Source organism: Bacillus alkalisoli (assembly GCF_002797415.1).
Lineage (GTDB): Bacteria > Bacillota > Bacilli > Bacillales > Bacillaceae_I > Bacillus_CD > Bacillus_CD alkalisoli.
Genome location: NZ_KZ454944.1, coordinates 2,819,448 through 2,844,334 on the forward strand (window position 1 = coordinate 2,819,448; position 24,887 = coordinate 2,844,334).

The following is a 24,887-nucleotide window of genomic DNA, read 5'->3' on the forward strand; positions in this document are numbered from 1 at the left end:
TAGCAGGAGGTGATGATCGTGAAAAAGTTATTAGAAAAATATTTTTATCACAATATTCCTATTGAAATGATTTACGAAGCTCGTAATGGGGAATTAACTCAAAGAGCAGTACGTATTATTCATATTGGAGACACACACCTTATTGGCTTTTGTTATCTAAGAAAAACAAAACGGACATTTAAGATAGAAAATATTTTATCTTGTCAACGCTTGAAAGAAAAAAGTTTCACGTTATGTAATAACAACTTTTGCCTATAGCCAAATCCCTCTCCAATATGTTAACCTGTAAAGAAACACTTTTGAACATGACACTACATCATAGGAGGGATTGAAGTGAGAAACGTAACTTTATCGGATATTTTTTTACATGGAATTACCCAAAAATACTTGCAACGTTCAGGAATTGCACATGCTGTTGCAGTGACCGAGGAAGCCTTTCATTTAGCATTCAAATATAACGTAAATATAGATTTGGCAACAAAAGCAGCTCTTTTACATGATATCGGTCATTATGAATGGTATCGTAACGGGAAGTGGGATTATGATTTATATCGTGAAAATGATATTCATGCGATTAAAGGTGCAGAGCGTGCACATAAATTGCTCATTCGCTTAGGTGAAAACTCACAAGCAGCAAAAGAAATATCAGTTGCCATACTTTTGCATACAGATTCGTATTTGCCTGAAGCACAAATTAAACGAACTCCATTACAAAAAGTAGTGAAGCATGCTGATGAAGCTGATGAGCAAAAAGGCGGAATGCATCACTATAAAAAGATGGACAAATCTACTGCCCTTGAAAAACTTCAAAAATTAGATCAACTCATTGATGTTTATCTTCCAACACGAGAAGCAAATTCCCAAAACTTATCATCTTTCTAAACATAAATAAAAGAGGTCCTATTAACCTCTTTCATTTACATACTTATGAAATCGCTTACGATTATATTTTATAACTATAATAATCATACCCACTAACTTTCCTAAATCCAACACCTTCATATAAACCAAGCGCATTTTCATTTTTCACATCTACATCTAATCGGATTAACTTACTATTTCTCATTCTAATATGCTCTACTGTTTCTCGTAATATTTTTCTCCCTAATCCTTGTCCCCTTTTGGACTTCGCCACAGTAAATGCACTAATATAGTACGATTGTTTTTCATCTGAAACGGTCAAAGTTGCATAAACTTCATTTTCTTCATCTTTAACAACAAATAAATCGTATCCGCTTTTATTTAAGTTACGCCTTATTAACGGTTTTACACTTTCAGGGTCCCCACCAAAATCGAAGCCATCTAGCAATAAGGACGTGACAATATCAATATCTTCCGCTTCAGTTTTCAACAATGTTATTTCAGACTCTCCAAGTATAGGAACATATTCTTTTAGTTCCATCGTGTATTCGGAAAAACTGTAAGGTGCATCTAGTTTTTTCATTAACCCTTTTGCAGCATTTGATCTACTAGGACATACAAATAAGATTTCTTTAGCGTTTCTTTCTTTACAAATAGTTAGCCCTGAATTTAACATGGTTGAAAAAATCTTTTTTTGTCTGAAATCAGGGTGCACCATTCCTGCGATTTCAATTTTTTCACTATCAATAAAAGAGTACAAACCTAGAAAACTTACCAATCTTAAATTCTCATATCCTAAAATAAAATATAAATGTTTTTCTTCTGCATTTTCCAACATCGAAACGTTTATACTTGATGCAATCTCCACTTTGTCGAAGCTTTCACATCGCTCGAGTAAATGAATAACATCTTTAAATTGTTCATTATTTAAGTTGTGAGTTTGTTCAAATAGAATATTCAAGTTACATACCTCTAATAAGCTTTTTCATTGTGATAATAGTTCCAATATGTAATCCTTCATGATACATAGTTCTTGGTAATACTTCTCCTACTGTACTCATTTCAAGCTCTGTAACCTTCAAAAGTTTTTCACTTAATCTATTTGAAAATGTTTCTCTTATCTTGTTTGTCTGTTCTTTTAATAAGGATAATAATTCAGAATACGTTGGTGTTTCATTTGAAAAGTGATCAGGAGTAGTTCCATAGCCAAAATATTTCTCTAAGTAATCGTAAGGCATCTCTTCTTCTAACTGGAAATATATCCACATATATTGATCTAATAAAATATGTCCCATATTCCAATGGATATTATTTCTAAATCCTTTTGGTATTAATTCCGATTCTTCCTCTGTTACATCTTCTAATACAAATAATAAATCTTCTCTAAATGAAACTAGCTGATTAAATAATACCTTTTCGCTTACCATAAATTCTCCCCCAAATAAAAAACACTCAATAATATGAGTGTTTCTACAAATAATATAATATTCCTTCTATTTGTTTCCCTTTATTTTCTTAATACCTTCTTCAATTAACTCCACTTCCAAATCAGTTCCACTATAACTTTCTCGCGCAAATCCATCCTTGTCTATAAGATACATTGCGGTAGTATGTGTAAATTGATTACTACCTTCAATCTTTGCAGCTGGAACTAAAAAAGAAATGTTAGCAAATCGTTCAATTTCTTGTTGCGTATAGCCAGTAACAAAATCCCAATTTGAAAAGTCGGCATCAAATAAATTACCATACTCTATAAGCTTATCAGGCGTATCATACTCAGGATCAATACTAAAAGATACTATTCTCACATCTTCCAAACCAACTTCTTTCAGATGACGTTGCACTCGTGCCATATTAGCAGTCATCGGAGGACAAACCGTATCACAGTTTGTAAAGATAAAGTTTGCTAACCAAACCTCCCCTTTAAGTTCACCTGTTTGAAATGTAGTCCCCTGTTCATTTACACCTTCAAGCTCTCTTACTTCAAACTTCATATTAAAAATATCATCTAAGTTTATTTCTTCTTTTTGTTGGCAAGCTGTTAACAATACTAGTAAAAGAAATAGTCCCCATTTTTTCTTCATTACATATCCTCCCACAAAAGAGGTGTCAAAGGCTATTATAGCCTGACACCTTTTTGTTGTGTTAACGATTCACAAAACTAGTATCAATAAAGTTTGCGAAATCTGGTTTTTCTGTTAAGAACTTAAGGTCGAATGAAGAGTTTGCAAATTCTTGAACAACCTCTGCATCTACTTCATATGTGAAACGAATACGTTCCCATGCACTATCAACGATTTCACGTGATAATTCATGATTTGTCGTTTCTTTAATAGATTTAATTGCAATTTCTTTTGCTTCTTCTGGATTTTCTTCAATGAATTTTACAGATTGAAGATGTGCTTCCATTAACTTTTCTACAAGATGTTGTTTTTCATTAATTAATTTTCCGCTTGTAACAAAAATCGTGTTCGGTAATGTTTCACCGTAAGAGATTTCATTACTATCTACAATGATGTTAGCTCCAAATTCAATGGATAATACAGACGCCCATGGCTCAGGGACCGCTGCTGCTTGAACACGACCAGTTTCAAACATTCCACCGTATTGAGCAGGGTTACCAGTTACATGTTGCATCGAACCACCAATACGAGAAGAAGTTAGGCCGAAATCTTTTAAGAAAGTTTCCATCTGAACATCATGTGTACAACCAATTCCAGGTGTAATAAATGTAGCTCCATCTAAACCTTCAATAGAAGTAATTCCACTTTCTTTACTTGCAATTATAACAGTACCACCTGATGAAGCACCTGCAATTACTTTTACGTCTGCTCCACTTGCATAGTTGTTCATCGCTGGTCCTGGTCCTACTAATCCACCATGAATTTCGCCAGTTTTTAACGCTGTCATAAATGCTCCACCGTCAGGGAATGTTTTGTATTCAACAATTACATCTTCCCCCAATGCCTTTTCATACATTTCTTTTTCTTTTGCTACCATTGCAGGTACGTGATCTATATTAGGAAAGTACCCAATGATAATTTTTTCTTTTCCATCTCCACTAGAGCCACAACCAGCTAAAACCCCAAGTGAAATTAACAATACAATACTAAGCTGAATCAACCTTTTTCTCATCTCTTATTCTCCTTTTCAACTCTATTGGTCTAAGCCCCAACGACGAGCAACATTTTTCTCGATTCGTTGGAAAAATAAAAAGTCAACAATTGTACCAATAACACAAATGATAATAATAATACCGAATACTAAGTCCATTTTTGAAAACTCAGCTGCATATTTAAGGGAATACCCTAATCCAGGACCCATACTTAATAATTCAGCGGCCATTAACGCACGCCATGCAAATGCCCAAGCAAGTCTAATACCTGTTACTGCATAAGGGACCGATGCAGGTAAAATTACTTTCCAAAACATTTCAAAGCTAGATACTCCCATTGTCGAAGCTGCTTTTATATAGAGAGGAGGAACGTTTTTAATTCCTGTTCTCATATTAATCGTCATTACTAAAGTACCACCAAGTGTCACAATAAACGTGATTGCTGTTTCGCTAAAACCAAACCACGTAATTGCAAGTGGTAACCAAACAATACTAGGAACACTTTGTAAGGCAAGAACAAGTGAACCAACTGTTTCATCAGCCGTTTTGGACTTTGCAAACCAAATACCAAGAACAGTACCAATCAAAATGGAAAGGCCCAATCCGATTAATAGTCGCTGGAAACTTGCTGCTAATGCGTGAACTAATGTCATGTCTCTAAAGCCTATATAAATAGCAGGAAAAACATCGGTTGGCTTAGGCATAATGTAAGGCGGCCAACCAATCATTAACACGGCGATTTCCCATACTACGAATAACGAGACGAAAAAAATGACTCGTTTCATCCATGTCTTCATATCTTTAACTCCTCTTGAACAACCTTTTCGATTTCTTTTTGTAATAAACTACTAATCTCGCCTTCTAGTTTTACGACACGTTCGTCTGTACGTAAGCGAGGACGATCAATATCCACTGTAATATCTGCAATGATGGAACCTGGTCGGGTACCCATTACTAAAATTCGATCGGAAAGCTTAATAGACTCATAAATACTATGTGTAACAAACAAAATTGTTTTTTTCGTTTCTAACCAAATTGTTTCTAATTCTTGCTGCATTCGCAATCTTGTTTGCTCATCTAATGCTCCAAAAGGTTCATCCATTAATAAGACGGTTGGGTCCATTGCCAATGCTCTCGCGATTGATACCCTTTGTTGCATACCACCTGATAATTCATGAGGGTACTGCTTTAAGTTTGAGCTAAGCTGGACCATTTTTAAGAAATGATGTGCTCTCTCCACTTTCTCCTCTTTGTTTTTGCTATCTCGAACAGCGAATAGTACGTTTTCTTCTACAGACATCCAAGGGAAAAGTGCTGCTTGTTGGAAAACCATTCCACGGTCTTTTCCTGGTTTCGTTATAACCGAGTCTTGTAATCGGATTTCTCCAGTAGTTGGTTTTGTTAATCCTGCTACTATAGAAAGTAACGTTGATTTACCACATCCTGAAGGACCTAATATAGAGACAAACTCCCCTTCTTCTATTGTTACATCAATCGGAGAAAGAACGGTTTGTATTTTTCCTTGATTTTCAAATTGCTTCGTTATATTAGAAAGTTGTAAAAACAACTGGAACACCCACCTTTCATTTAATTCATATATGTTTAATCGGAATTATAAATTATATTATATACGATATGTCGCATACGTCAATATATTGACAATTAATCAGATTATTTTTTCTTTCAGTTTGATACAGGCCACCAAGACCTTTTCACCTCAGTTTTTAGTAGGAAAACGGTCTTGAGAACGTCTCCCATGACCCTTTTCGCCTCAATTTCTATGGTAAACGGTCTTGAGAACGTTTCCCATGACCCTTTTCGCCTCAATTTCTATGGTAAACGGTCTTGAGAACGTTTCCCATGACCCTTTTCGCCTCAATTTCTATGGTAAACGGTCTTGAGAACGTTTCCCATGACCCTCTTCCCCTCAATTTCAATGGTAAAGGGTCTTGAGCAATACCGCCAAGACCCTTCTCACCTAATACACAAAGTAAAACTGTCATAGGCACGCACGAAACCGCCCTCAGAAAGCTAGTATCTGCAGTGAACATCAACTATTAACAATAGAATTAAATCCCATAGAAATTTGCTTAATATTCTTACAAAATCGCCTACTCTTCATTTTGAAATTAATTATGATATGATAGCAGTAAAGCGCTGCCAAAGTTAACTTTTCAGCTAGGAGGAAATAAAAAGTGGAAAATATAAAAGGACAAATCGAAGAAAGAATTTTATATAGCGATGCATTAAAAGAAGACATGACTTTAATGATCTATAAGCCAGCTAACTACTCACCCTTATATAAATATCATGTATTAATTGCTCAAGATGGCCAAGATTATTTTTCAATGGGGCGAATTGCAAGTTTAGCTGATGAGTTATTAGGAAATAAAGAAATACAAAATATTATTATCATTGGCGTTCCTTATAAAGATGTGCAAGACCGCAAAGAAAAGTATCATCCTAAAGGCTCTAAACATAAAGGATATTTACGATTTTTAGGTCATGAGTTAACTTCCTATTTAGACAAAGAATTTCCTACTTATCAAATGGGAATGGGACGCGGTTTAATTGGAGACTCTTTAGCAGGTACTGTTTCTTTATTAGCTGCACTGCACTACCCTAATACATTTGGAAATGTCATTTTACAATCGCCTTACGTGAATAACTACGTGTTAGATAAAGTGGGGGAATTTAACGAAACACATCTTTTAACGATGTACCATGTTATTGGTACAGAAGAAACAGACGTTAAGACCACGGATGGAAAGACGAAAGATTTTGTCATTCCAAATAGAGATTTACATAAGTTAATGAAGGAAAAGAACTTTACAATATCCTATGAGGAATTTGAAGGTGACCATACATGGACATATTGGCAACCTGACTTGCGTAAAGCACTTAAAGTAATATATCGCTGATTACTCTGCATCATTTTCGAATGTTCTGATATCTTCGCTACCTTTTTTTCATTAATTAAGCTAAAATAATATTAAATAGGTAGGAAATTAATTATTTCCTTCGAATTATTAAAAGAGCAAGTTTCATAATGTACGATTACAATACGAAAAACAAATACTAAGTTTATTATCAGGAGGGATACACATGAAATATGGAATCGCTATTTTTCCATCAAAAAAATTACAAGATTTTGCCAACTCATACAGAAAGCGATATGACCCTCATTTTGCTTTAATACCACCACATGTAACGGTTAAAAATACGTTTGAAATTGCGGAGGATGACATGAAGTCTGTTACGGAACAACTTCATGCTATTACGAAGAATATTGCACCATTTACTTTGTCTATCTCGAAAGTTAGTTCTTTTTCACCGGTAAACAATGTTATCTATTTAAAAGTAGAGCCTCATGTAGAGTTGTTAGAATTACATGAAAAATTGCATGAGGGTGAAGGGTATTTCACAGACAACCGTGAGTATGCGTTCGTTCCACACATTACAATTGGCCAAAAGTTATCAGATGATGAACATTCCGATGTATTAGGTGCATTAAAAATGTCAGATATTCAGCATGAAGAAACGGTAGACAGAGTTCACCTTCTATACCAATTAGAAGACGGAATGTGGACAGTTTATGAGACTTTCCGCTTTGGAAAGGACTGCTAATACATTGAATGTACAATTAGTTTCAACCGAAGAGCAGTTAGAAGATGCATATAAAGTTAGGAAAATTGTATTTGTGGAAGAACAAGAGGTCCCTTTAGAAGAGGAAATTGATGAGTTTGAAAATACGGCTACTCACTTCGTATTATATGATGGTGAGGAACCGGTTGGAGCAGGAAGGTTTCGCGTTGTTGATGGTTATGGAAAAGTGGAGCGGATTTGCGTTCTTCCTACTCACCGAACAAGTCGAGGATCTGGAAGGCTAATTATGAGTGCCATTGAGAATTTTGCTGTGGACCAAGGTGTGAAGAAATTAAAGCTTAATGCACAGACACATGCCGAAGGGTTTTACGCTAAACTAGGGTATGAGACGGTATCAGATATATTCATGGATGCAGGCATCCCACACGTAACGATGGTAAAAGAAGTTTGAAATATTACTAAAATGGGACAAGGTCAAAATGGCTTTGTCTCTTTTTACATGAGATTAAAGACTTCTTTTTAATAAAGATGTGTTATAAATCTGATTTCGTATACCTTTCTAGCTTGATTTCCGTGCAAGGCAAAGACTACTACGGGAGAAGCGGGAAGCGAAGACTTGCGAGAAAACCAACAGTAGTATTTAACAGATACTTTCATAAATAAGAGCTTATTGCACATCCTAATTAGATAGAACTCTTTGAAAGTAGGCTGTTTTATCATGATGGACTTTGTGCGAATTGCGACCGAACTCTTCATAGGATTTGTAGCATTATTTGCAATGACACAATTGTTAGGTAAAACACAAATTACCCAAATCACTCCCTTCGACTTCATATCTGCTCTCGTTTTAGGCGAGTTAGTTGGGAATGCCTTATATGATCAAGAAGTTGGAGTAGATAAAATCGTTTTTTCCCTTACTTTATGGGGTATTTTAATATTCGTCATGGAAACAATAACTCAAAAGTGGAAAAGCACTCGAAGCTTTTTAGAGGGAAGGCCATCTATTGTTATACATAAAGGAAACATAAATATGAAAGAGTTAAAAAAATCAAAATTAGACATTTATCAATTGCAACATTTATTGCGTTCAAAAGGGGCCTTTTCTATGAAAGAAGTAGAATACGCCATACTTGAAACGGACGGCTCTGTTAGTGTATTAAAGAAACAACCTTATGCTTCTCCTACAAACGAAGAGTTAAAGATAGCTCCTGCAGGGACTAGCCTACCAGTTTCTATTATTTCTGATGGTGAAATTCTACTTGATAATCTTCAAGAATTTCATTTAACAGAGCAATGGCTTCTATTAGAATTAAAAAAACAAGGCTTCCTTACCCCATCTGACATTGTTTATGCAGAATGGCAAGAAGGAGAGCCTATATTTTTTATGCCTTATGCTAAAGGAGAAACGAAGAGTTGATTGTCTTTCACAATTAACTCCACTCTCCCCTTTAAAATTAACTTGGTTACATATGCTGTAATTGCAGTTCTAAACAACATAAAAGAAGTAACAGACTTGATTTCAATCTTACGGTTCTTACAAGCATTTCCAACAAGGCTATCTAATGTCATTCCCTCCTTGTTATTGTTACCAAAAATAATATCTGTTATTTCTTCTAGAATCTTTTCATGAAACTGTATATTTGCCTGTACTATTTTCTTGAAATTCTCTTCGTATTCTCCATGTCCTGGGAAAGCACCAGCACATTCTATGGCAAGCAGTTTGTGTAAAGTTGCTAGCGTTGCTTCTCCATTTACAATGAAAGGAATATTGTGCTTTTCTAAAGTTTCTACACTAAAATAGCTATCTGATGCAAAAAGAATTCCATCAAAAATAATGCCATATTGATTATAACTATGTCCTGGTAAACTAAGTACTTGAAGTGGAATTTCATCAATCTGAAGGACTCTATCCCCCTCCAATGAAACAACTTCATCTACTCGAATAGGTTTTCCCTCAATAAACTTGTTACGCCACTCATTCATTGGGTATGTACCGTGAAATAAGTACAGTGGCTCAAGCATAGGATTACGCAATATTGCTTCTTCAAAAACTGGAGCATATGTATAAACATCGTATTTTTTTTGCAAATGTGCCGCTCCACCGTAATGATCTGCGTGCGCATGAGAAATAAACAAATGGGTAATAGGAGCTCCTAGACTTTCCAATTGTTTTATCACTTTTTTCATCGTTTGGTCATCAAGGCCAGCATCGAAAATAAGCCCTGTTTTATCAGATATTCTCGCATATCCGATGTTAACAGAGCCCTTAAAGTATCCAACTTTTCCGGTTACATTAATCCATTCCATGAAAGCACTCCTCACAAATAGAATCTTATTAAATAGATTCGTTGAACAGCCTTCCTTTTCCTGTTATTTCAGCTAATAAACTATCGTCCCATGTATGATTTTCTTTTTGATTTTGTTTTCTTTTTTTCGGTACGTACATATTATTTCGTTGCATTTCTTGCCATGTGTATTGGGAGTCTACGCGATGAAAAACTGGTTTCATGACCGGATCTAGTGTAATCGTTTCCTTTTCATGAAGCGTCGTTCTGTTTGCATATTGACGATACGTGTCCATTTGAATAGGTAATACATAACCCATATAAATCGCCTCCTCTTTTTATTATTGTTCCCTATTTTTACTAAAGAAAAACTTATACAGAGTTAGTATATTCCTTTTAGTATATGTGTTAAGATGAGTTAGATTGACTGTTTTAAAGGGGTATACATAAATGAAAAATGCAATTTGGAATGGTAAACTTGTGTCACTTGAGAATAGTGCACGTGACCGCTATCAACATTTATATGACGCTGGCGTTCGAAATGAATTAGCCTGTGGTAAATGTAGTAAACAAGTAAAGCTATATTTAGGAATACAAAAAGCACCATATTTTTACCATGCTAATAAAATCGATGACGAGTGTAACGAGCTAGCTATTACAACGGGAGAAACTCGCGAAAACATAGAAAGCACAACTTATACAGCCAGAGATGGATTTAAAATACCTAAAAGTAGAGCAATCCACGATAACAATGATCATGACAGCAACGACTGGAAATTATCTAAACCTGTATCTTCCTTGCCTATCTTTTTAAAAGAATATTCGAATAACAAGGACAAAATGGAAGGGTACTTTGAAAAGCTTTCCAAGCAAAATATTCATTTAGACATATCTCAGCAAGAGGCAGTTCGAACAGTGGATGGCCCTCTATTAGTTTTAGCTGGAGCGGGTAGTGGAAAAACACGAGTATTGACTAGTCGAGTAGCATATATGATTGAAGAAAAAAATATTGATCCACGTTCTATTATGCTCGTTACTTTTACAGCAAAAGCTGCACAAGAAATGAAAGAAAGACTTAAAAAAATATTCAAGTATCGATCTTCTTTATTAAATTCCTTTGTTACTGGTACTTTTCATAGCATTTTTTATCGAATACTATCTCATCAGGATCCAGCTAGATGGAATAGTAACAATCTATTAAAATGGGATTGGCAAAAGGAGCAATTTTTAAAACAAGCTGGCAGGAAGTATGACCTAGATGAAAAAGATTTTCCTTTTGATCAAGCCATTCAATTTATTGGCCTATGGAAAAATAGTATGAAGCAACCAGAAGCAATAACCCCTACTTCTAAGTTAGAAGAACAAATCCTTACTTTATATAAAGAATATGAACAGTGGAAAGCGAATAGTCATCATTTTGATTTTGATGACATGTTAATTGGTTGTTATGAACTCCTAAAGAATAATGAAGCACTACTAAAAAAATATCAAAACCGGTTCCGTTATTTTTTAATTGATGAGTTTCAAGACATAAATAAAGTTCAATACGAAACGATGAAGTTATTAGCTGTAGAAAAGAACATTTGTGTAGTTGGAGATGATGATCAGTCCATATATGCTTTTCGAGGGAGTGACCCGTCTTTCATATTAAATTTTCATCATGATTTTAAAAACACAAATGTTGTAACACTATCGGAAAATTATCGTTCCACCCATACTATTGTTGCATTCGCTAATAAAATTATTGAGCAAAATAAGCAGCGTAAAGCAAAGAGAATGGGAGCGCAGTTTGATAACACAACTTCTCCTCACTATTTCTTTCCATTCAATGAAGAGGAAGAAGCAACGATGATTGTGCATGACTTAAAGGAAAAAATTGAACAAGGTGCATCACCAAATGATTTTTCAATCCTATATCGTACACATAGTATGGCTAGAGCAGTTTTTGAACGGCTATCACAATCAGGGCTTCCTTTTTCGATTGATCAAGACTATGAAAGTTTTTATAATCGTAGAATTGTAAAAAGCATGATTGCTTTTCTTAAGTTAAGTACAGATCCAAATGACGTCAAGGCGTTTGCAAACATTTTTCCAGCGCTTTTCTTAAAACAGTCTGCTTTGCAAGATGCAAAAGCAACTTCCATTTTAGAAGATTGTTCTTTGGTTGAAACTTTATCTAAACTTCCAAACTTACAACCGTTTCAAGTGAAAAAAATAAAAAAAATCGTTCCATTATTCCTTTCATTGAGCAATTGTTCACCTACAGTTGCACTAGAGATTATAGAAAAGGATATGGGATTTTCGGATTATGTAAAAAAGCGTGGCAGTGAAGGAAATATGATGGAAAAAGGTTCGGATGATATTAGTGATTTAAAAGTGGTTGCTAAAAAATTTTCTACGGTAAATGCATTCCTTGAACATGTGGATGATATGCTTGCAAAGACAGATGAAATGAAAAGATTAAGCAAGCATTATGAAACCTCTATACAGTTATCTACTATTCATCGGACAAAGGGATTAGAGTATAATTACGTATACCTTCTAGGAGTTGTAGATGGTGGGCTTCCTCATGACTATGCTCTAGAGTCATTTCGAAATGGCGAACTTTCTCCACTTGAGGAGGAGCGCAGACTATTATATGTAGCGGTAACTCGCGCAAAAGTAGGGTTGTATTTATCCATACTAGACACTCGTCGCGGGAAGCAAGTATATGTTTCGAGATTTCTAAAAGATAGCAAAATGTTTGTATAAAGAAAAGGCAGCGCTAGAAACAGCACTGCCTTCTTATAATAAAGAATTTAATATGTATCTCAATTGCATAATTACGGTTCGTTTAATGAAAAACGAATATCTTAGAAAAACACAAAAAAAAATGTTCGTTTATTTAGGTGTATAAATACAGAATACGATTTATCATTCGTTTTTCATATTGTATTCATACATTATGAAACGGACTCATGTAGTTGATAAAATGCTCCCTAGTTGCTCTTCCGATACTTCTTTATTCTCTTGCATTTCTTTTGCTACAACACATTTAACTTTCTCAATTTCTTCTAAATTAAGGTCACGGTCGTATTTCGTTTGCAAGTGAAAAATCAACTCCATATACCGATTGGCTAACTTCAACTTGAACACCTCTTAATAAATTTAGTATGTAAAGACTTATATAGTAAGCACAACATTATTATTCAACTTAATTTGGAAATATCCTCTAAAGTTTGAATATTTTTTATGTGAATCAATTTCATAATTTCTGTTCGTTCGTTTAGTGAAAAACGAATGTTCCGTTTGTTATAATTAAATAACGTTCGATATAAAACGTAAATTATATTAAGGAATAGGTTTAATGTTCGTTTTTCGTTTAGTAATTGTACATTATGAAACTCACTCATGTGTCAAATTTATATTATAGTTGGTTTATTGAAAAACTCATATTTTTTAAAAAATTGAATAATATGTTCGTTTATTAAGGTGTTTTTAATGCCAAGTACAATGTGCTTATCCGTTTTTCGTATTGCAATCATACATGATGAAACTCACTCAATTAGATATTAAAGATTGCACTTCTGTTATTTTCAACTTAGAAATATAAGCTACTTTCTTTGAAGAAGTGAAATTAGCGACAAAAGTTTCTCCTAAAGATTCGATTCGGATTATCTTCCTTAAATTAACAATATAAGAACGATGTGTCTTATAAAAGTATTCCGGGAGCTTTTGTTCTAAATCTTGTAACGAATCCGTTGTTTCCAGAGAACTTTCCCTAAGATGAATAATCGTCTTCCTTGCTACCTTTTCAATGAATAATATTTCATCCACAGGTACGTAAGCTATAGAGTTTTGAGATTTTATTGTTAGCTTGTCTACAGGTGTTCTGTTTTTTATTTGTTGAATGCTTTCGTGTACAGTTAATGAGATTTTCGCTTTTTCAAGTGCTTTATATAAACGGATTCGCTCAATCGGCTTTACCAAATAATCAGCTACAGAAATATTAAAAGCCTCAACTGCAAATTCATCATATCCCGTCGTAAATATTACTTGTACGTTTGTTGCAAACTTTCTACACTCTTTGACAGCCTCTACACCGTCCATTACTGGCATATTTATATCAACTAGTATGATGTCTGGCTTTTGTTTTTTTACTAGTTCTACTAGTTGATCCCCACGCTCAGCTTCTGCAACGATTTCATAGTTCGGAAAAAGGGATACGAAATGATGTAATATCTTCCTAGATAGATCGTCATCATCTGCAATAACGATTTTATAATTCTCCATTCATCCTACTCCTTTTTCTATCTATATGAAAAGTTAAAGTAAAAAATAAAGGTACCACCAGATTTATCTAGTGGTTTTTATGTTCTATATTATTATAAACGATATGCTGTTTTTTACCCAAATGCCTGTGGTGTTAAACTAATGCTCGATCATTTAGAATAATAGTCTCTTCACTTAAAATTTGTGGCTTTCCAATTAAGAATCCTTGTCCAAGTGAAATCTTTAAAAGTTTGGCAAATGCTAAGTCTGTTTCTTTCTCTAGACCTTCCATTACAAATCCAATCTTTTGTTTTTTACAATACTCTTCTAATGTACTTACAAATTTTTGCTTTTCAATGGACACGCTTAAGTCATTTGCTATTTCTCGATATAATTTTACGTAATCAGGTTGAAATTCTTTTATTTTTTCAATCGTTGCTACACCTTTTCCTACATCATCGAGTGCAAAGAACACATTATACTTTTTAAATATAGACAATTTATTTTTAAACCCCATGCTACTCCAAACACTAGCTTCTTCCATTGTTTCGTTAATTTCGAATATGACTTTCCCTTGAATTACCTGCTTGCTTCTTACTAGTTTTTTCAAAAATGTTTCAAAAAACGGATGCAAAATAGTAGAAGGATAAATGTTTACAAAAAGAAAAGTGTTATTTAGTAAATGAGTCGGAAAATTATTTATTGCACCTAATATGGAAATGGTGTCGAGATCGAATAATAAGTCTTGCTTTCTAGCTTCACTAAAAACTCTTTCTATGGACCCTACTTCGTAGTTATCAAATCGAATAAATGATTCGTAGCCAATAATTTGCCATTTATCCATATTCCAAATAGGTTGGTAAACGTGTTCAAATGAATTTTTCTTTACCCATTTTTTTAAATTTCTTTCCATATCCATACCCCCCTAACTATAATTTTTTTCTTGTATTATTGTATTTATAATGTAACTTTAGTCTCATTAATTGTCTAATGCCCAAAACGCACAATAGACATTATATCGCGCATATCAGTTAGATAATTCGACATTTCGATTATAATTCGTTACTTTTTGCAACTTTTTTTTACAAAATCGTATATCAATTCGTGACTTTAGAACTAAAAAGAACAAAAAACCACTCTCTTTTTTTAAGGAGTGGTTTTTGTATTTTTTAAACTAGTATAAATAACTTTTGTAAAGTGCGCTATATTAATAGGCTTTGTCACGTAAACTTCTACACCAAGTTCCTTAACTCTGTTCATCTGTTCCGTAAGTGCATCTGCACTAACGACAATTAACGGCACATTTATATACCTTTCCTCTTTCTTTAATTCTTGGATAATTTCTATTCCTGATATGTCTGGTAAGTTAAGATCCACTAATACTAAATCATAAACACTTTTATTCGCTAGATGTAATCCGTCTTTGCCAGTCATAGTAGTTGTTAATTTTATTCCATTTAAATTGCTGAAGATATGTTCTACTAATTGCTTGTTTGCTTCATTATCTTCGATATATAGTACTTCATATTGTTGTTCTGTATCTAATAAGTTTATGTTGATTTTTTCAAATGGTGAAGAGTAGTTTCTAGTATTTTGTCCGTACGGTATAGTGAAGTAAAACTCACTACCTTGACCATACTTACTTATTACCCCATAAGTTCCATTCATCATCGTTACTAATTGTTTTACTAATGAGAGACCGATACCAGTACCTTCTACATTGTATTCTTTTATTCTATAGAACGGTTCAAATATTTTCTCTTGTTCTTCTTCTTTTATGCCATAACCATTATCTAGCACTTTAAACTCAACATGATTCTCCTCTAACAAGATGACAATTTGAACTTTTCCATTAGCATTATTGTACTTTATTGCATTATCTAATAAGTTTAAAATTACTTGTCTTAGTCTTAATTGGTCCGTATATACGATTACTTTTAAAGCATTCGTTTCTTTTGTATGAATTACATATTGCATGTGGATGTTTTTCTTAACTGCAATCGGTTCGACCATTTTCATACAATCTTTCGTAACAGATACTATGTCAACCGGCTCTTCTGAAAACTGTAACTTTCCAGATTCAATACGGGATAAATCTAACACTTCATTAATTAGATTTAACAAGTGCCTTCCACCTTTTAGTATTTCCTGGACAAAATCTTTTTGTTGCATTGTAAGTGAATCGTCTAATTCTAATAATTGCGAAAACCCTAACACACCATTTAACGGTGTTCTTAGTTCATGACTCATCTTTGATAAAAATTCCGATTTAGCAATACTTGCCTTTATTGCTTCTTCTTTTGCTTCGGAAGCTTTCTGTTCCATTTTCTTACGGTCTGTTATATCTTCAAACATCCAAAGATGACCTTTAAAATTATTTTCCATATAAAAAGGAATATAAGTACGTTTAATCATTAAACCTTCCTTTGTTTCCAACTCTTCCACAATAATCTGTTTATCTCTTAAAATATTTTTAATTCTTTCTTCCGCTTTTTCTTGTTCTTTAAACAACACTGGATGATAATGAATAGCACTCTTGCCGAAAAGAGATGTTGGTGTTTCATTAATCAACGAAAACATAGAACAGAAATAACTATTGCTGAAGAATATATCTCGTTGATCATCTACCATCATAATTCCAATTGGTAAATTGTTTAATACTGTTCTATTTAAACTATAGGCCTCTTTTAGTTTTAATTCTTGGTTTTTCTGGGTTGTAATATTAGAAGCTGTTACTAAAACTCTTTTTTTCTCTTGTTCATTCTCATTATTTAGTAAGACAGTATTCACGGAAGTCCAAGTAATATTTTTATCTCTTTTTATACCAATCACATTATCAAACGTAGGATCACCGGTTTTAAACGTGTGCGTAATTGGAAATTCATGTTGTTCGTAAAGCGTTCCGTCTTCCTTAATAAAAGAATATAGACCTTCATATTCCTTAATATTCTTAATTTGTTCATCCGTTAAGCCGACAAATTTGTACGCGTTATCATTTAAATCTACTTGATTTCCGTCCTCTTCATAAATAATAATTGCTTCTGACATTGTACGGAGGATGTTTTTATATAAATTTCTTTCTTCCTCTAACTTTTTCTTAGCCATAACAGCTTCTGTAATTTCTACTCCGGAACCGATCACTTCTACTACTTTTCCATCCTCCATTATAGGGCTAAGACGTACCGTGTAATGTATCCCATTTACTTCTCCATAGTATCCTGTAGCATTTCCATTCCATGCTTCTTCATATGCTTGTTCCTTCATAGTATATATTTCTTCTGGGACTACCTCTTTAAGCGATGAGTTCACGACCATTTCTGAAGTGAATCCCATTTTATAAAGTAATTCTCCATCTGCCATTGTATGGATGAACTTACCTTCCTTTTTTATAAACTTAACCGTCATTCCTTGTTGTTTTTTTATTGTCTCTACAAGATCTTTCTGGGCTTTTTCTTTCTCTTGAGTCGATATAGATAAGGCCGTCAAGTCCGAGGCTATAACATAAAGACCAGAGAATTTGTTACTAAGTATGATAGGTACAAACGTTAACGAGTAATGCAAAGTAGACTGTTTTCCATCTAACAGACTTACTTGCACTTCACTTGTCTTTCCTTGTAGACCAGTTTGTATGTGCTCCTCTATGATAGGCTGATTTTCTTTTGAGAACAACGAAAGAAACAAGCTATCTATCAATTCCTCATCGTTAAATCTAAAACTACTTTCAGCTTTAGGATTTACTTTTATTATTTTTGCATGTTCATTTAATAGGAATATAGGAAATGGGTTATTATCAATTAACGCTTGAAAATGAACTCCTAAACTTTCTTGCATTTTTTCTGCACGATCTCTACCTTCTTGTGCTAGTAAAATTACTATTGTAAATAATAATATGGTAGAAATCCCAATCATGTATCCTATTTCATCTCTGCTAAGAATTCCTTTATTTGTATCCATGATCAACATACTCGTTAAGTTAGATGTGTCCATTTTTGTACCGATCATGGCTATATAATGCATAAAACCTATACCCAAACTGAATATGGCAGACAAAATTAACCTATGCTTTAATTGAAAAGGATTGCTTTCAAATCGTTTAAAAAAGTAACCGAATGAATAGATAACGACATTACAAATCAATAAAGTTAAAAATATAAAAGCTAACTCGTATGTTATTGTTTTTTCTATTAACATAGAAGCCATACCAATATAATGAAGACCAGTAATACCACTTGCAACAACAAATGTAGTAATATAGTTAACCCTCAATATTCCATCATTTTTTGAAATGGCAAAAAACAAGATCGAAGCAGCGACTGTTGCTATAGTAAAAGATAATAAAGTAGGTAAAATTTCAAATGTTAATATTCGATGATGAGTATATGCAAGCATACCAAGAAAATGTAACGTCCAAATACCTGTACCTAATACTACACCGGAAGCAAAAATATATGAAATTACATTTTTATGGCCTCTTTTAAATCTAGTGTATATATCTATAGATGCAAAACTTGCTAGAAACAAAACGACAAAGGATAAGATAAAGAGTTTTACGTTATAATCAAAAATGACGAACATCTATTACACTCCTAATAATGACTTTCTACTACCTATTTAAACTTACTTCTTGTACTGGTGCAATGTAGTATTCCGTACTTTTACCTCTAAATTCTGGAATTGTTACCTGATTAGTTGTGACTTTCGACATATTAGATTTCATTTATGGCATTTCAAACATAAAAAAAGGCATTTTGCGACAATTACATATATTTTGTAGAAAAATACTGTAAAATAAAGTTAAAAATAGTTGGAGGGGTTAAAATGGGACAATTTATCTTAGAGAATGAAATCGAAAAGTATCGAAAAGAAATGGTTAAGCTAGCTCAAACTCACGGTTTCACGTCAGATAAAACAGTAAAATGTAGCCAACATTTAGATTATCTCTTAAATCTATTAAAAGACACAAAATATTTATCCATAAAAAAACTACAGCCTTAAACTGTAGCAACTAAGTTATTCTTTTAAAACAAATGATATTCTTTCTTTCACATCATTAATTTTTAATTTTGAAATGCTAGCCTGTTTATTTACGTCATGAAAATAAGCGATAAACGTTTCCGCTTGAGGTACGATTTGTGAGACTTTATTTGTATTTATAATAAAAGAACGATGTGCCAAAATAAAGGAATCATCTAACCTTTCCATAACACTCCCGATCGTTTCTGTTGTTTCGAATGCTTCATCTTTCGTGTATATGATACATTTTTTCCCTAGTTTCTCGATAAAACAAATGTCCTGTAACGGGATGTATATAGTAGATGTTTGATCTTTGATGGATATATTATTGATTTTCCTTTCTTTAACATCTTTTGAAAAATCATTTTGTTCGTAAGCAATCAAAGTCTTAGCTTTATTTATTGCCTTCGTTAATCGTTCTTTTTGTAACGGCTTTACAATATAATCTATCGCTGATAGTTGGAAAGCCTCGATTGCATATTCATCATAACCAGTAATAAAAATAAATTTTAAATCTGGATAGATGGACAAACATTCTTTTATCGCTTCTATTCCATTCTTTATAGGCATATTAATATCAGCTAATATTAAATTTGGTTTTTGAACGATAACTTCGTTTACTAAAGATTCTCCATTTTCACACACACCTAAAAGCTCAACATCTTCAATTTGATCTAGAAAATATTGTAATATTTCTACTGCATCAGTGTTATCTTCCACAATTAACACTTTTAAACTCATATATTTATAACCCCTTTGTTTGTTACTATAAGATAAAGGTTGATAGAATATCAACGTTAATTTATTTGAGTTAGTTTCATAATGTACAATTACTAAACGAAAACGAATATTAAACCTATTCTTTAATATAATTAACGTTTATTATTGAACAGTATTTAATTATAACAAACTGAACATTCGTTTTTCACTAAACGAACAGTAATTATGAAATTGATTCACTTTATGAAACTTACTCAATTACTTTAAATTTTTGGAAATGACACTGAAAAAGTACTTCCTTTTTCAAGTTGACTTTCCACTTCGATAGAACCAGCCAATTCTTCAACAAGAGTTTTAGCGATTGTAAGTCCTAAACCTGAACCTTCTATATTATTCTCTATGTTATAGACACGATAAAAAGGTTCAAATATTTTCGGTTTCTCCTCATCGCTAATTCCTATTCCATTATCTATTATTTGTATAACTACCTCTGTTTCTAAGTTAATACTTTTTGTGACAATAACAGATTGTTTGGGAGAAAATTTTATAGCGTTTGTTAGTAGATTAATAAATATTTGTTTTAGTTTTAATTCATATCCAAAGACATTTATATCGTCATTTATATAATTTACAAATAAGATACTTTTCCTTTCTGCTTGTGGAGATAACAACGTAATAATTTGTGACATTAGTTCATGTAAGTTCACAAATTCTTCTTGAGTAACTAAACCTCTAACCGAATCATTTTTCACAGTACATATTATATCATTTATCATTTGTAATAAGTAAGTACCAGCAGCAGTGATTTTTTGTATTTTTTCTAAAGGTTCTTCTTTTTCAGACTGTAATTGTTCCTCTAAAATTTGAGCGTAGCCTAAAATAGAATTCAAAGGGGTACGTAATTCATGACTAATCATATTCAAAAATTCTATTTTTACTCTATTTAGTTCTTCCAGTTGAACTTGTTGATCTTTCAGGTCTTTTAATAAATAGGAACGATCTAATATTAAAGAAATTCGTTCACATAGTTTACTTATTAATTCAATTTCTTTTTCTGTAAAGTTTTCTCTTTCTTTTGAGCCAAAAGATAGCGTACCAATTAATTTGCCGTATGCAATAAGCGGACAACATACGTACGCTTTCATACCTAAGCTTTGTAGTAAATACACTTTTGAATTTGTTGATTTTTGGATATTTTCTGCAACATGTTTTTCCTTTTGTTGAGCAACATATCCACAAACTGCTTCACCTAAGTTTAAAGATTGCAGATCTTCCGCTTCTTCTTGCGAAATTCCAATGTAGTGTGATAACTTCAATTTATTCGTTTTACTAGAAAACCGATAATTAATACATATATCAAGATTCAATAGCTCTGATAGCTCGTGAAACAATACATCTATAACCTTTCCAGAATCATCATATTCGATCATATGGTTGGCTACATCCGTTAATAGTTGTAATTTCTTATGTTCCTTTAAAAGATTAGTAGAATCCTTTTCTTTAACAAGTATAAAGGTACTAGTATCATTAGAGGGATATATGGTTATTTCAAGCAGTTTATTAGACGAATCAGAAGATAGAGTTGTTACAAATTCCGACTTATCTTTTTGTATGTTTTCTTCTTTTATTCTATCTCTAATAACTGTACTAACCCTATATGGCAAAACTTCTTCTATATATTTATCTTTACAATTTATATTATTTAGGTCAAACATATCTATTAAAGAATTATTAGTATATGTTATTTTCCCATCACCGTTTAATTCCATAACACCATCTGAGATACCATCTATAATAGAAGGTAACAGAGCTTCTGAAGAATTTATAGTATTCACTGATGTTTCCCCCATCTTTATAGTTAATCTCTATTAATTAAATCAATTTCATAATTACTGTTCGTTTAGTGAAAAACGAATGTTCTCTTTATTCTAATTAAATAACGTTCGATTTTAAACGTTAATTATTTTAAAGAATAGGTTTACTGTTCGTTTTTCATTTAGTAATTGTACATTATGAAACTTACTCAATTGTATAACATTTACGTAGTTTTTATAAAGATGAAAAATTTGTAAAATAGGAAAACGGGATTATTTTCACATTTTCAAGGTTTGCATCTTATATAAATTGGGAATTGAATACTAATTTTATAAGAAAAAGGGGGGGGAGATGGCATGATGCGAAACATCTTACACATTAACAATTATTCCTCGTTAAAAAGTTTATCCAACAATTCATTGATCACTTCTTATAATAAAGCTATGGAAAAAAAACTAGATAAAGAATTTATTCAACTTTTAGAAGATGAAATTAAAAAGCGAAATTTGTATGGGGAAAAATATATAAATCAAACCTGTTCATCTCGAAATTAATTTGCTTGTATCAATAAAACAATCCCGGTTTCTCAATGATAGAAACGGGGATTGCATAGAGTTTATTTCTTCTTTTCGTTAATCATTTTTGAAATTGTCCCCATATCCACTGGTTTGTCTCCGCTCACTAACGTTTTAACTATTTTATCTTCTAATTCTTTCGGTACATTTTTGTTAGCTAACATAGAAACTTGCTTGACGAGATTTCTTACTGTTGTTTCATCCTTAAAGTTTGCATTTTGCATGGAGTTAGCTAATTGAAAAACATCTTTCATGTTAACACCAGTCTTTTTTTCAATGTTCTTAAAGAAATGGTTTTCCATCGAACATCCTCCTTTTTAGATTAGATATATAGTATTGTATGTGTAAACGCCCATAGTGGTTCCAGCGTGAAATTCTCCTTTTATCATATGATTCGTTAAACACCGCTGTTAATTTTCGCGCATATCTCCTCTTTCCGCGGGCGGGGAGGGAGCCTCGGCTTCGCCTTTGGGGTCTCCCACTTCCGGCTTCTCCCGCAGGAACCTTCGACATGCGCTCCAATTAACAGCTAGATTTGTAAAAAAACATTACAATACATTTCAACCTTCAAGCAGAAAAGTACGGTGTAGTCCCGTACTTTTCTGTATTTGCCGCTGTTAGATCTCTTTTAATTAAAATTTACATGCACAACCAACAATAATTAAAAGAATGAACAATACTACGATTAACACGAATGTATTACCGTAGCCACCAGAATAACCAGCACCTGCCACTCCATAAGGATAGCCTCCACCACAATAACCCATATATAGCACCTCCTATTTAAGATTCCCTATTACTATATGTACGAATGTCTGTTAGGTATAGGCACTTGCCCTGGGTAAAAGCGGAAATATGCTCTTCATAAAAAAAGGTTAGTGCCAAAAGATACTTAGCACTATCCTTTTACTTTAGCAGTCGCTCGCACTATTTCTAATTTTCCCCCATCCACTTTTCCAATCGCTTCATATAATTGTTTAACTTTTTTTCTAAATGTTCCACAGATTCCATTACCTCTTCCGACTGCTGAAATACCGTCTTTTCCGATTGTTCTGCATTTGAAGTTAGTTGATTCATTTTAAACTTTTCAAAAATATAACGTATATGCTCTTCTCCTATGTCGAATTTACTCATATAAATGACCACCACCTTCATTTACACTATGAATGGACGATTGATTCAGCCACATAAAAAACCACTTTTAAAGATTTTCACTTTAATAGTGGTTCCAGTTTCTTTTGTAGATATTGAAGTTCTTTTGAGATTTGTATATATGTATTTTTTCTTTCAACGTTATTCGTTAAAACTGTTAAATAGTCAAAGTTCGCTTTACTTTTATTCAGTGCAGCTAAAATCAATTGTTTTTCATCCATTATTGTATCTTTCATTTCATCATCATAAAGATCAATCCACAATTTCCCAAGCGAGTCTACTTGGGCTAGAAAAACGTTTTTAGGCAATACATTCTTTTTTTCTAATTCCGCTTTTAACCAACTTTTACTTAAACCTATCTTGGCTAACGGGTCATTTAGAATATTTCCATCCATTATGACCGTTTGAGGTTCTCGATACTGTAGAGAGTGAGAAAATAAGTCACAATACGTAACGGGCTGATGCTCTTTTTTTAACAATATATTTAATTCCCCATTACTTTCTAACGTTGCATATTGTACATGTTCCACATGAAATACATTCTTCTTGCGAAATTGTTCTAGTAATTCATCAGTTGTATATTTTTCTTTACGCAAATTGTCTTCTAATATTTTACCATCTTGCACAAATACGGTCGGATTGCCTTCGATCCAATTACGAAACATCTTACTTTTTAAAGCAATTCTCGACGTAACAAGCGGAAATAACGACCAAATTAATATACTCGTTACCCCATTTTTTATTTGTAAATCTGGGTCCATTGACAACGTACCTGCAATATCACCGATTGTAATTCCAACAATGTATTCAAAGAAGGAGAGTTTGGATAGCTGTTTTTTGCCTAACAATTTAGTAATGAGAAATAGACCGATAATAATGGAGAATGATCTTATTACTATCTCTATCCATTGTGGCATTATTAACAGCTCCTTGAAGAGGCAAAAAATTCAGAAAAAATTACATCTCTTTCAAAACTTGTTCCGTACTTTTAATGGTATTATCTAAACTCATTATGGCTTCATGGTATTCTTTTTGTGCATCTACATTGGAAGTCTCCATTATAAATGATTCTAGGTTAGCATGAATCATCTTAAGTGTTGCTAAATTTTGTACTAGAAATTGTTTTTCCTCCATAGGCTAACCTTTTGGTTTAAAAAGAAGAGCCCCAATAAATCCAAACACAATCGCAGCAGAAATACCTGAGCTCGTAACTTCAAACATTCCAGTTAGTACTCCGACTACACCATGTTTTTGCCCTTCTTCTAATGCTCCGTGCACAAGTGCATTTCCAAAGCTTGTTATCGGAATGGTAGCACCTGCACCAGCAAATGAAATGAGTGGTTCGTACAATCCAAATCCGTCCAAAATAGCTCCAGCAACTACAAGCGTACTTAACGTATGAGCTGGTGTAAGTTTAAAAACATCAAACATAATTTGGCCAATGACACAAATTGTGCCACCTATAATAAACGCCCAAAAAAAAGATTCAAACAT

General features: G+C 33.1%; 28 protein-coding genes and 1 pseudogene. 9 read left to right on the top strand and 20 right to left on the bottom strand.

What is annotated here, in order from left to right; all coding sequences use genetic code 11:
* The first annotated feature begins 18 nt into the window (after positions 1-18).
* Positions 19-258, top strand: a complete 240-nt coding sequence (locus CDZ89_RS14065; RefSeq protein WP_227521510.1) for a hypothetical protein — start codon at positions 19-21, stop codon at positions 256-258.
* A gap of 75 nt (positions 259-333) precedes the next feature.
* The gene (locus CDZ89_RS14070) at positions 334-882 is read left to right on the top strand and encodes an HD domain-containing protein (protein WP_096155075.1); all 549 of its coding nucleotides are present in this window, start codon (positions 334-336) and stop codon (positions 880-882) included.
* Positions 883-943: 61 nt separating this feature from the next.
* Here CDZ89_RS14070 and CDZ89_RS14075 read toward each other — a convergent pair whose 3' ends face one another.
* The 6 genes from CDZ89_RS14075 to CDZ89_RS14100 form a co-directional block, all read right to left on the bottom strand.
* On the bottom strand, positions 944-1,822 hold the full coding sequence (locus CDZ89_RS14075; RefSeq protein ID WP_100333856.1) for a GNAT family N-acetyltransferase: 879 nt from the start codon (positions 1,820-1,822) through the stop codon (positions 944-946).
* Position 1,823: 1 nt separating this feature from the next.
* Positions 1,824-2,288, bottom strand: a complete 465-nt coding sequence (locus CDZ89_RS14080) for a DinB family protein (protein ID WP_096155077.1) — start codon at positions 2,286-2,288, stop codon at positions 1,824-1,826.
* Between the two features lie 66 nt (positions 2,289-2,354).
* Positions 2,355-2,945: an SCO family protein gene (locus tag CDZ89_RS14085; RefSeq protein WP_100333857.1), complete on the bottom strand. Its 591-nt coding sequence runs from the start codon at positions 2,943-2,945 to the stop codon at positions 2,355-2,357.
* Between the two features lie 61 nt (positions 2,946-3,006).
* A complete protein-coding gene (locus CDZ89_RS14090) occupies positions 3,007-3,996 on the bottom strand; it encodes an aliphatic sulfonate ABC transporter substrate-binding protein (protein ID WP_100333858.1) in 990 nt (329 codons plus the stop codon).
* A gap of 21 nt (positions 3,997-4,017) precedes the next feature.
* Positions 4,018-4,773: an ABC transporter permease gene (locus CDZ89_RS14095; RefSeq protein ID WP_096155080.1), complete on the bottom strand. Its 756-nt coding sequence runs from the start codon at positions 4,771-4,773 to the stop codon at positions 4,018-4,020.
* The gene (locus CDZ89_RS14100; RefSeq protein WP_100333859.1) at positions 4,770-5,543 is read right to left on the bottom strand and encodes an ABC transporter ATP-binding protein; all 774 of its coding nucleotides are present in this window, start codon (positions 5,541-5,543) and stop codon (positions 4,770-4,772) included. The genes CDZ89_RS14095 and CDZ89_RS14100 overlap by 4 nt, the downstream gene beginning before the upstream one ends.
* 628 nt (positions 5,544-6,171) lie before the next feature.
* Between CDZ89_RS14100 and CDZ89_RS14110 the strand changes: the two genes are divergently transcribed.
* From CDZ89_RS14110 to CDZ89_RS14125, 4 genes are all read left to right on the top strand, one after another.
* Complete coding sequence (locus CDZ89_RS14110) at positions 6,172-6,897, top strand: alpha/beta hydrolase (RefSeq protein ID WP_100333861.1); 726 nt, start codon at positions 6,172-6,174, stop codon at positions 6,895-6,897.
* A gap of 184 nt (positions 6,898-7,081) precedes the next feature.
* Positions 7,082-7,603 carry a YjcG family protein gene (locus CDZ89_RS14115; protein WP_096155083.1) on the top strand — a complete coding sequence of 174 codons (522 nt, stop codon included), beginning with the start codon at positions 7,082-7,084 and terminating at the stop codon, positions 7,601-7,603.
* Positions 7,572-8,033 (top strand): GNAT family N-acetyltransferase, encoded by a 462-nt coding sequence (locus CDZ89_RS14120; protein WP_096155084.1) that lies wholly within the window; start codon positions 7,572-7,574, stop codon positions 8,031-8,033. Before CDZ89_RS14115 ends, CDZ89_RS14120 begins: the two co-directional genes overlap by 32 nt.
* Before the next feature lie 267 nt (positions 8,034-8,300).
* Positions 8,301-8,999, top strand: a complete 699-nt coding sequence (locus tag CDZ89_RS14125) for a DUF421 domain-containing protein (RefSeq protein WP_100333862.1) — start codon at positions 8,301-8,303, stop codon at positions 8,997-8,999.
* On the opposite strand, the gene CDZ89_RS14130 is transcribed toward CDZ89_RS14125, so the two are convergent.
* A complete protein-coding gene (locus CDZ89_RS14130) occupies positions 8,972-9,889 on the bottom strand; it encodes an MBL fold metallo-hydrolase (protein WP_100333863.1) in 918 nt (305 codons plus the stop codon). The two genes, CDZ89_RS14125 and CDZ89_RS14130, sit on opposite strands and share 28 nt — an antisense overlap.
* Positions 9,890-9,917: 28 nt before the next feature.
* A complete protein-coding gene (locus CDZ89_RS14135; protein ID WP_096155087.1) occupies positions 9,918-10,187 on the bottom strand; it encodes a hypothetical protein in 270 nt (89 codons plus the stop codon).
* A 130-nt stretch (positions 10,188-10,317) separates the two neighbouring features.
* Between CDZ89_RS14135 and CDZ89_RS14140 the strand changes: the two genes are divergently transcribed.
* Complete coding sequence (locus tag CDZ89_RS14140) at positions 10,318-12,618, top strand: ATP-dependent helicase (protein WP_100333864.1); 2,301 nt, start codon at positions 10,318-10,320, stop codon at positions 12,616-12,618.
* A 204-nt stretch (positions 12,619-12,822) separates the two neighbouring features.
* On the opposite strand, the gene CDZ89_RS19730 is transcribed toward CDZ89_RS14140, so the two are convergent.
* The 4 genes from CDZ89_RS19730 to CDZ89_RS14155 all read right to left on the bottom strand — a co-directional run bounded on the left by CDZ89_RS19730 (position 12,823) and on the right by CDZ89_RS14155 (position 18,693).
* Positions 12,823-12,993 (bottom strand): hypothetical protein, encoded by a 171-nt coding sequence (locus CDZ89_RS19730; RefSeq protein ID WP_157842742.1) that lies wholly within the window; start codon positions 12,991-12,993, stop codon positions 12,823-12,825.
* Between the two features lie 414 nt (positions 12,994-13,407).
* A complete protein-coding gene (locus CDZ89_RS14145; RefSeq protein WP_096155089.1) occupies positions 13,408-14,139 on the bottom strand; it encodes a LytR/AlgR family response regulator transcription factor in 732 nt (243 codons plus the stop codon).
* A 133-nt stretch (positions 14,140-14,272) separates the two neighbouring features.
* A complete protein-coding gene (locus tag CDZ89_RS14150; RefSeq protein ID WP_157842743.1) occupies positions 14,273-15,031 on the bottom strand; it encodes an EAL domain-containing protein in 759 nt (252 codons plus the stop codon).
* A gap of 233 nt (positions 15,032-15,264) precedes the next feature.
* Positions 15,265-18,693 carry an ATP-binding protein gene (locus CDZ89_RS14155; RefSeq protein ID WP_100333865.1) on the bottom strand — a complete coding sequence of 1,143 codons (3,429 nt, stop codon included), beginning with the start codon at positions 18,691-18,693 and terminating at the stop codon, positions 15,265-15,267.
* A gap of 243 nt (positions 18,694-18,936) precedes the next feature.
* Between CDZ89_RS14155 and CDZ89_RS14160 the strand changes: the two genes are divergently transcribed.
* Positions 18,937-19,113 carry an aspartyl-phosphate phosphatase Spo0E family protein gene (locus tag CDZ89_RS14160; protein WP_227521511.1) on the top strand — a complete coding sequence of 59 codons (177 nt, stop codon included), beginning with the start codon at positions 18,937-18,939 and terminating at the stop codon, positions 19,111-19,113.
* Positions 19,114-19,128: 15 nt separating this feature from the next.
* On the opposite strand, the gene CDZ89_RS14165 is transcribed toward CDZ89_RS14160, so the two are convergent.
* On the bottom strand, positions 19,129-19,872 hold the full coding sequence (locus CDZ89_RS14165; RefSeq protein ID WP_096155092.1) for a LytR/AlgR family response regulator transcription factor: 744 nt from the start codon (positions 19,870-19,872) through the stop codon (positions 19,129-19,131).
* Between the two features lie 242 nt (positions 19,873-20,114).
* The gene (locus CDZ89_RS14170) at positions 20,115-21,686 is read right to left on the bottom strand and encodes an ATP-binding protein (protein ID WP_176483748.1); all 1,572 of its coding nucleotides are present in this window, start codon (positions 21,684-21,686) and stop codon (positions 20,115-20,117) included.
* A 336-nt stretch (positions 21,687-22,022) separates the two neighbouring features.
* On the opposite strand from CDZ89_RS14170, the gene sda reads away from it, so the two are divergent.
* The gene (gene sda, locus CDZ89_RS14175) at positions 22,023-22,220 is read left to right on the top strand and encodes a sporulation histidine kinase inhibitor Sda (protein WP_096155094.1); all 198 of its coding nucleotides are present in this window, start codon (positions 22,023-22,025) and stop codon (positions 22,218-22,220) included.
* A 62-nt stretch (positions 22,221-22,282) separates the two neighbouring features.
* Here sda and CDZ89_RS14180 read toward each other — a convergent pair whose 3' ends face one another.
* The 6 genes and pseudogenes from CDZ89_RS14180 to spoVAE all read right to left on the bottom strand — a co-directional run bounded on the left by CDZ89_RS14180 (position 22,283) and on the right by spoVAE (position 24,887).
* The gene (locus tag CDZ89_RS14180) at positions 22,283-22,543 is read right to left on the bottom strand and encodes a sporulation-specific transcription regulator SpoVIF (protein WP_096155095.1); all 261 of its coding nucleotides are present in this window, start codon (positions 22,541-22,543) and stop codon (positions 22,283-22,285) included.
* Positions 22,544-22,873: 330 nt separating this feature from the next.
* Positions 22,874-22,981 (bottom strand): annotated as a pseudogene (locus CDZ89_RS14185) (YjcZ family sporulation protein); the annotation flags it as partial.
* 193 nt (positions 22,982-23,174) lie between these two features.
* Positions 23,175-23,375: a hypothetical protein gene (locus CDZ89_RS14190; RefSeq protein ID WP_100333866.1), complete on the bottom strand. Its 201-nt coding sequence runs from the start codon at positions 23,373-23,375 to the stop codon at positions 23,175-23,177.
* Between the two features lie 77 nt (positions 23,376-23,452).
* Positions 23,453-24,310 carry a DUF421 domain-containing protein gene (locus CDZ89_RS14195; protein ID WP_096155098.1) on the bottom strand — a complete coding sequence of 286 codons (858 nt, stop codon included), beginning with the start codon at positions 24,308-24,310 and terminating at the stop codon, positions 23,453-23,455.
* A gap of 40 nt (positions 24,311-24,350) precedes the next feature.
* Positions 24,351-24,527 carry a DUF1657 domain-containing protein gene (locus CDZ89_RS14200; protein ID WP_100333867.1) on the bottom strand — a complete coding sequence of 59 codons (177 nt, stop codon included), beginning with the start codon at positions 24,525-24,527 and terminating at the stop codon, positions 24,351-24,353.
* Between the two features lie 3 nt (positions 24,528-24,530).
* Positions 24,531-24,887 (bottom strand): stage V sporulation protein AE, encoded by a 357-nt coding sequence (spoVAE, locus tag CDZ89_RS14205; protein ID WP_100333868.1) that lies wholly within the window; start codon positions 24,885-24,887, stop codon positions 24,531-24,533.

What these genes read in the sequence shown, in the direction of transcription:
- CDZ89_RS14130 (WP_100333863.1), bottom strand. Translation starts at nt 9,889, where the DNA reads ATGGAATGGATTAATGTAACCGGAAAAGTTGGATACTTTAAGGGCTCT.
- CDZ89_RS14190 (WP_100333866.1), bottom strand. Translation starts at nt 23,375, where the DNA reads ATGAGTAAATTCGACATAGGAGAAGAGCATATACGTTATATTTTTGAA.
- CDZ89_RS14085 (WP_100333857.1), bottom strand. Translation starts at nt 2,945, where the DNA reads ATGAAGAAAAAATGGGGACTATTTCTTTTACTAGTATTGTTAACAGCT.
- CDZ89_RS14095 (WP_096155080.1), bottom strand. Translation starts at nt 4,773, where the DNA reads ATGAAGACATGGATGAAACGAGTCATTTTTTTCGTCTCGTTATTCGTA.
- CDZ89_RS14200 (WP_100333867.1), bottom strand. Translation starts at nt 24,527, where the DNA reads ATGGAGGAAAAACAATTTCTAGTACAAAATTTAGCAACACTTAAGATG.
- CDZ89_RS14145 (WP_096155089.1), bottom strand. Translation starts at nt 14,139, where the DNA reads ATGGAGAATTATAAAATCGTTATTGCAGATGATGACGATCTATCTAGG.
- CDZ89_RS14155 (WP_100333865.1), bottom strand. Translation starts at nt 18,693, where the DNA reads ATGTTCGTCATTTTTGATTATAACGTAAAACTCTTTATCTTATCCTTT.
- CDZ89_RS14090 (WP_100333858.1), bottom strand. Translation starts at nt 3,996, where the DNA reads ATGAGAAAAAGGTTGATTCAGCTTAGTATTGTATTGTTAATTTCACTT.
- sda (WP_096155094.1), top strand. Translation starts at nt 22,023, where the DNA reads ATGATGCGAAACATCTTACACATTAACAATTATTCCTCGTTAAAAAGT.
- CDZ89_RS14125 (WP_100333862.1), top strand. Translation starts at nt 8,301, where the DNA reads ATGATGGACTTTGTGCGAATTGCGACCGAACTCTTCATAGGATTTGTA.
- CDZ89_RS14135 (WP_096155087.1), bottom strand. Translation starts at nt 10,187, where the DNA reads ATGGGTTATGTATTACCTATTCAAATGGACACGTATCGTCAATATGCA.
- CDZ89_RS14120 (WP_096155084.1), top strand. Translation starts at nt 7,572, where the DNA reads ATGAGACTTTCCGCTTTGGAAAGGACTGCTAATACATTGAATGTACAA.
- CDZ89_RS14115 (WP_096155083.1), top strand. Translation starts at nt 7,082, where the DNA reads ATGAAATATGGAATCGCTATTTTTCCATCAAAAAAATTACAAGATTTT.
- CDZ89_RS14080 (WP_096155077.1), bottom strand. Translation starts at nt 2,288, where the DNA reads ATGGTAAGCGAAAAGGTATTATTTAATCAGCTAGTTTCATTTAGAGAA.
- spoVAE (WP_100333868.1), bottom strand. Translation starts at nt 24,887, where the DNA reads ATGTTTGAATCTTTTTTTTGGGCGTTTATTATAGGTGGCACAATTTGT.
- CDZ89_RS14180 (WP_096155095.1), bottom strand. Translation starts at nt 22,543, where the DNA reads ATGGAAAACCATTTCTTTAAGAACATTGAAAAAAAGACTGGTGTTAAC.
- CDZ89_RS14140 (WP_100333864.1), top strand. Translation starts at nt 10,318, where the DNA reads ATGAAAAATGCAATTTGGAATGGTAAACTTGTGTCACTTGAGAATAGT.
- CDZ89_RS14150 (WP_157842743.1), bottom strand. Translation starts at nt 15,031, where the DNA reads ATGGAAAGAAATTTAAAAAAATGGGTAAAGAAAAATTCATTTGAACAC.
- CDZ89_RS14165 (WP_096155092.1), bottom strand. Translation starts at nt 19,872, where the DNA reads ATGAGTTTAAAAGTGTTAATTGTGGAAGATAACACTGATGCAGTAGAA.
- CDZ89_RS14195 (WP_096155098.1), bottom strand. Translation starts at nt 24,310, where the DNA reads ATGCCACAATGGATAGAGATAGTAATAAGATCATTCTCCATTATTATC.
- CDZ89_RS14160 (WP_227521511.1), top strand. Translation starts at nt 18,937, where the DNA reads ATGGGACAATTTATCTTAGAGAATGAAATCGAAAAGTATCGAAAAGAA.